Origin of the sequence: Bacillus sp. JJ1503 (assembly GCF_036965125.1) — a bacterium.
Taxonomy (GTDB): Bacteria; Bacillota; Bacilli; order Bacillales; family Cytobacillaceae; genus Cytobacillus.
The window spans coordinates 1-5,460 of record NZ_JBALOZ010000072.1; the positions used below are offsets into that span (position 1 = coordinate 1).

The 5,460-nt window shown below is 34.8% G+C and carries 4 protein-coding genes and 1 pseudogene; 1 reads left to right on the plus strand and 4 read right to left on the minus strand.

Translation table 11 applies throughout. The annotated features are described in order from the left end of the window. Positions 1 to 1,178: 1,178 nt before the first annotated feature. Positions 1,179 to 2,415, plus strand: a pseudogene (locus tag V7149_RS06665) (IS110 family transposase). A gap of 175 nt (positions 2,416 to 2,590) precedes the next feature. On the opposite strand, the gene V7149_RS06670 reads toward V7149_RS06665, so the two are convergent. From V7149_RS06670 to V7149_RS06685, 4 genes are all read right to left on the minus strand, one after another. Next, positions 2,591 to 3,556 carry an ornithine cyclodeaminase family protein gene (locus tag V7149_RS06670; RefSeq protein ID WP_335344865.1) on the minus strand — a complete coding sequence of 322 codons (966 nt, stop codon included), beginning with the start codon at positions 3,554 to 3,556 and terminating at the stop codon, positions 2,591 to 2,593. A 303-nt stretch (positions 3,557 to 3,859) separates the two neighbouring features. Beyond that, entirely contained in the window at positions 3,860 to 4,327 is a 468-nt protein-coding gene (locus V7149_RS06675; protein ID WP_335344866.1) for an NUDIX domain-containing protein, read from the minus strand. A 102-nt stretch (positions 4,328 to 4,429) separates the two neighbouring features. After that, positions 4,430 to 4,630 (minus strand): hypothetical protein, encoded by a 201-nt coding sequence (locus V7149_RS06680; protein ID WP_335344867.1) that lies wholly within the window; start codon positions 4,628 to 4,630, stop codon positions 4,430 to 4,432. Between the two features lie 394 nt (positions 4,631 to 5,024). Beyond that, complete coding sequence (locus V7149_RS06685) at positions 5,025 to 5,378, minus strand: hypothetical protein (RefSeq protein WP_335344868.1); 354 nt, start codon at positions 5,376 to 5,378, stop codon at positions 5,025 to 5,027. Between the last annotated feature and the right edge of the window lie 82 nt (positions 5,379 to 5,460).

The window sequence follows — 5,460 nt, forward strand, 5'->3', positions numbered from 1 at the left end:
CTCCTGTGAAAAATTTGCGATTTTATTTTTTTTAGAGTTCTTTTCTATAACCAAAAAACACGTATCCACTCAGACATAACTGAATAATACTCAAAGCTAATAACGGATTCGTCACGATATACGTTTCACCTACTATAATTCGCTGAAAGTTCAATCCGATGAAGAAAACAGCTCCCATAATGGCAGATGCATACCACGAACTGTTATTCCTTTTTTTAAAACTACATACCGCCGCCGTGATATTGCCAAGTCCGAATATGACAATCGCTAGGATCCCAGGTACCACCCAACTATCAAAAGGAAGCGTAGAGGACCAGCTATCCGGATATTCCTCAGCGAAAATTCCATGGCTTGAACNNTGCTCGGCCGCACAACTGCGTCGTTACTTTAAGTACAAGTTTCACAAACTCGCCTAAACTTTCGCCTAGATATCTAGGTTTTATTCAACAATCTGGCCCTATAATGAAAATAGGCGCTTAGTATTGTTTTTAATATCTACAATAATATTATCTTTGTTTGATTTGGATGCCTCAGTTGAATTTGTACAAGCTGACAAAAAAATAATTAGTAAAATTGAAATTGGTAAAAGAAATATTCTCTTCATAAACCCATCGCCGGTGAAATATTTTCATCCCTTTTTTTGGACTTACTTAGAAGTATTTAAGAAAGCCACTTTTTTACCCCGTTGAAAAGAATTGTATTTTATTCGTTTATACTTAATACCTAGATTAAGGATACATAGAAATTCTATGTATTATTTCATTGTAATTTATTTCTAATTTTTATTCAACTTATATTAAACTAAACTGCTTCCTTACTTTAAGTACAAGAGTTTCACAAACTCGCCTAAACTTTCACCTAGATATCTAGGTGTTATTCAACAATCTGGCCTTTTCATGAAGAAAGACGATTTCCTTATTTCAGAAAAGCGCCCGTTCGTAATATAAGTTTAGCCAGTTTTTACTGGTTGAACTTTTTTTATTTGGTTTTATTATAGCGGTAGTCGGAGTAGAACGTAGCGTCCGTGGGACTTGATCCCGTCCGCAAAACTGTTCACTCCCTACTTGTATAAGCATGTTTCAGGCTGGTTGGGACAATGATCCCGTTTAACAAGCGAACCTATGATAGTACAAGCTAGGGACAACCGACTAATCTTAATTTCTAAGGAGGAGATGATGATGAATCCAGTAGTAGGTCTGGATGTTTCTAAAGGGGAAAGTCAGGTACAAGCATTCTTGGATAAGGGTCAACCTTTTCGTAAAAGTTTTAGTGTAAAGCATACAGTTGAGGGCTTTGAGAATTTATTAGGATTCTTAAAAGAGATTGAAAGAGTAGCTGATGGTAAGCAACCTTCGGTTATCTTAGAATCAACAGGACATTACCACTCTCCTGTTATTCAATTTTTGGAGTAACAGCAATATGTTTATATTATTGTGAATCCCCTTATCTCTCATCGAGCAAGGAGCGCAAGTTTAAGAAAGGTAAAAACAGACGCTGTCGATGCCTATCTTCTTTGCGAACTGTACTACAAAGAAGAAATTGAGCCGTATAAGAAAAGAGGTATTCAACTCTTAAACCTTCGTAATCTTACAAGGCAACAAGAGACAATATCAGGTATCTCTACACAAACCAAGGTACAGCTTCTAACAGTGCTAGATCAAGTATTTCCTGAATATAGAGGTGTCTTTGGTAATTTATATTCAAAAGTCTCTTTACAGACTCTTTCCTTATTTCCTACTTCTGAATATGTACTAAATACTACCGAATCCATATTAACTGACAAGATTGTATCGTTATGTACCAGACGTTCAGAAAAGTGGGCAAAAGAAAAAGCACAAAAACTTATTGAGGCTGCACTACGAAATCCATTTCAAAACAAATTGTATGAAAGCCATATCTTTAACCTAAAGATGTTAATTACCATCGTTCTTCAATATCAAGAGCATCTATCACAACTAGAAACTGAAATAGATGCCCTCGCTAAAGAAATTGAAGAATATAAGATTATCCAGTCTATCCCTGGTATCGGAGAAAAGATTGCGGCAACAATCATTTCCGAAGTTGGAGAAATAGATCGGTTTAATCACCCTAAAAAGAGTTGCCTTTGCAGGAATAGATCCTAGTGTTTACTCTTCTGGAAGGTTTACAGCGACCAACAATCGCATAACGAAAAGAGGATCTAGAAGGTTAAGGCAAGCATTATATATGGCTGTGTACTGTGGAATTCGAGATGCCCGTAAACAAAAGACGAGCGATACCGTTATACCTCGAAACAAAAAATTAAGAGAGTTTTACGATAAAAAACGCGATGAAGGTAAACCCTATAGAGTAGCGATAATTGCTTGTGTTAATAAGCTTTTACACTTAATTTATGCACTTTTAAAGAACAAAACCACTTTCCAAGAGTTGGCTTAAAAACTATATTTAACAACATAAAACAAAACCTTCCAATAATGAAAATCAGGAAGGTTATTTTGCATGCTCATTTTTAGTATATCATCTAATTTTTCATTTTTTTATTGAAAAATGTTGACAACTATTAGCTGGTTTTGTTGAATAATAAAACCAAACAAAAATAAATCCATACTTTCTACAAGTTAAAATCAAAGCTTTCTCCTATTCCTTTTTCAATTGCCTTTTGGTATACATTCCAAGCAACAACAAGATCTTGAAATGCCAAACCAACGGAACCAAACACCGTTATTTCCTCTGGACTAGTGCGTCCAGATCGATATCCGGCAAGAACTTCTCCTAGTTCATAGGGATCTACATCCTTTCTTGTCAGACCAGCTCCACCAATAGCACCCATTTTTTCAGAAAGATCAATGTCATCACAAATAAAAACCGATTGTTGGATAAGTTCGGCGCTGATCTCACATTTTCCAGGTTGATCTGCCCCCAGGGTAGTTATATGTGTACCCGGCTGTATCATTTTAGGAAAAAGAAAAGGTTCTTCAGACCAAGTTGCAGAAATAATAATCTCTGCTTGTTTAGTAACTTCTTCTAAACTTTCAGAAGCAAACACAGGGATATTTAGTTCCGTTCTCATTTTATCGGCGAACAAACGGGCCTTTTCCGGAATTAGATCAAAAGCATACACCTTTGAGATGCTACGAAAATATGTTAATGATCTTAATTGTAACTCTCCTTGGACTCCACAACCGATGATTGTAACTCTACTAGCATTCGAATGTGAAAGTATATGTGTACCAAGTGCTCCAGAGAGACCGGTTCGAACAGCTGTTAAATAAGGTGAATCCATAATTGAAAGCAAATCACCATTATTTAAATCATGAAGATGAATTACTCCTTTAATAGATGGTGATTGATTTTGAAACTTAGCGTGAACCTTCACGGTATATGCGGGTATTTCGTTTAACAAACCAGGAAAAATAATCATTGAACTTGAATAATCGTTCGGGAGTGGTGAATTTGCACGTTGTCCATCAATGTTTCTCATTATGGAGTACTTTTCAAATCCTTCTTTTAATTCAGGAATTAGTTCCTGTGGGGAGAGTAGGCCTTTTATATCCGTATTTTTTAATAGTAAAGTCATTTATCTCATCCTTCCTTGGTTGGTTCCCTTCACTATTCTATAATTTGGCCCGATTCATTAAGAAAGGCACATTTCTTGGTCTAGAAATGCGCCCGATTGTTGAACAAGACCACACATTTTAGTAAAACTTTTAGATTTATATTACTTATATGATTCAGGAGTTGGACGAAACAAATCTTCGTCTGCATTTTCAAGTACTGCTTTATGAGCAGCGATCATTAAATCAGGAATGTTACTCGAAAAAAGCGCCCAATTGTGGAAGATCATATGTATCTTTCTTGTTAAACTAACGCCCCGGTGAGCTTAATAAGAGGACTTTTTTTCAAGTTGACCTTTTAACCCAATTAACTTGTTTTTAATAAAAGGGTCTATTTCTTCGGGTAATTGATTTAATCCAAAAAATTGTACTTCTATTCCTTGATTGCTATCAGGTGTAATTTCTCCTTCGTACTCGGTACACAAATAACCAATTGCAACTGGATGGTATTCATCGCCACTTCCCTCGACACGATTGATTAATTCCTTACCAGAATAGACACCAAACAATTTTAACAACGTTACCTTTAATCCTATTTCTTCCAAGACAATTCTTTTAATACATTCTTCAACTGACTCGTTAAGTTGTAAAACTCCACCTGGAATAGTCCAAGTTCCACCTACATTTCGGCTCAGTAAAATTTCTCCTTGATTATTAATGATAGCTACACTCGGGCGTACAAATATTAGTGGTGTATTCCCAATCATTTCTCTCATATCTTCACAATAACCCATAAATACCTCCGATGATTAAATTCTTTATTAAAGTAACGGTAACCTTTCACTTGATAGAAATTGTATCAAAGGAGTAACCTACTCCCTTTTAGATGGCATTTGTCAGCCGCCTTCGATGCAAGTTACAGTGGAACTACCTACTGCATTATTTAATTCAGTTAATAATACTTGTAAAGAGTTGTCTGTTACTAATTCTTTTATTGCTTTATTTGTAATTAGAACATTGTATTTTTGAAAAACCTGTACTGTATCTACCCATACTTCAGTTATAGCTTTTGAAGTCATATTTGATTGAATTACCATAAAATAACCTCCTTATATCTTCATATTACCATTTTCTCATCAACTATCCTGCTCCTTTAGTTGAATAAAAAAGCCACCTGAATTGGCAGCTGGATCTTAAAGTAACGCCCCCGATACTTCAATAAGGCTAGTTCCTCTATTGTAAGTTTTACTGCATTCTGTTCGGTATCAGTTATACGGATAAAATTACAAAAAGTTACAATCTTAATCAATAAAGTTTTCTACCCTACTTCAATAAGCAAAAGAGCAATCCCTTTTTATTCAGGGATTGCACCCTTTAGTTGAATAAAAAGTTATAAATAGATTATTTAGGCTTCATTAATGTATGGTTATTTAAATCATAGATTTTTAATGATCTTCCTATATCTGAATTACGATAATATTCTACTTCACCCTAATCTGCTCCATCCTGGTCTTCACTATACCCTTGACGAGAAAAACCAATAATCTTTTTCTTAAACTCAACCTGTAAACCACCTCCACTTTTTACCCCTTCGAAAATAAACACATCACATGTTCCTTTAAATTCCTCAGTTTGATTAAGTATTACAGTTGGTAAAAATCGTATGGAGTATATAAAACAAATGACTGAAAACAGCGTAAAAGTAATGATAATAAATCCTTCTTTCATTGGCATTTTATAAGAACTACCTTGTTTCTTTTGCTTTTTATAATAATACATAATGATAGCGATGGAACCAATTACCATTACAAGTGACAATAATAACATATAGTAATAATCAGCCACTTCTTCAACATCCTCCATTTTGATGGTTTTTTAAAAAAAATTTTCATTTTATCCTTTTTTTCTTCAACTATCCTGCCATTTA

What these genes read in the sequence shown, in the direction of transcription:
- V7149_RS06670 (WP_335344865.1), bottom strand. Translation starts at nt 3,556, where the DNA reads ATGACTTTACTATTAAAAAATACGGATATAAAAGGCCTACTCTCCCCA.
- V7149_RS06675 (WP_335344866.1), bottom strand. Translation starts at nt 4,327, where the DNA reads ATGGGTTATTGTGAAGATATGAGAGAAATGATTGGGAATACACCACTA.
- V7149_RS06680 (WP_335344867.1), bottom strand. Translation starts at nt 4,630, where the DNA reads ATGGTAATTCAATCAAATATGACTTCAAAAGCTATAACTGAAGTATGG.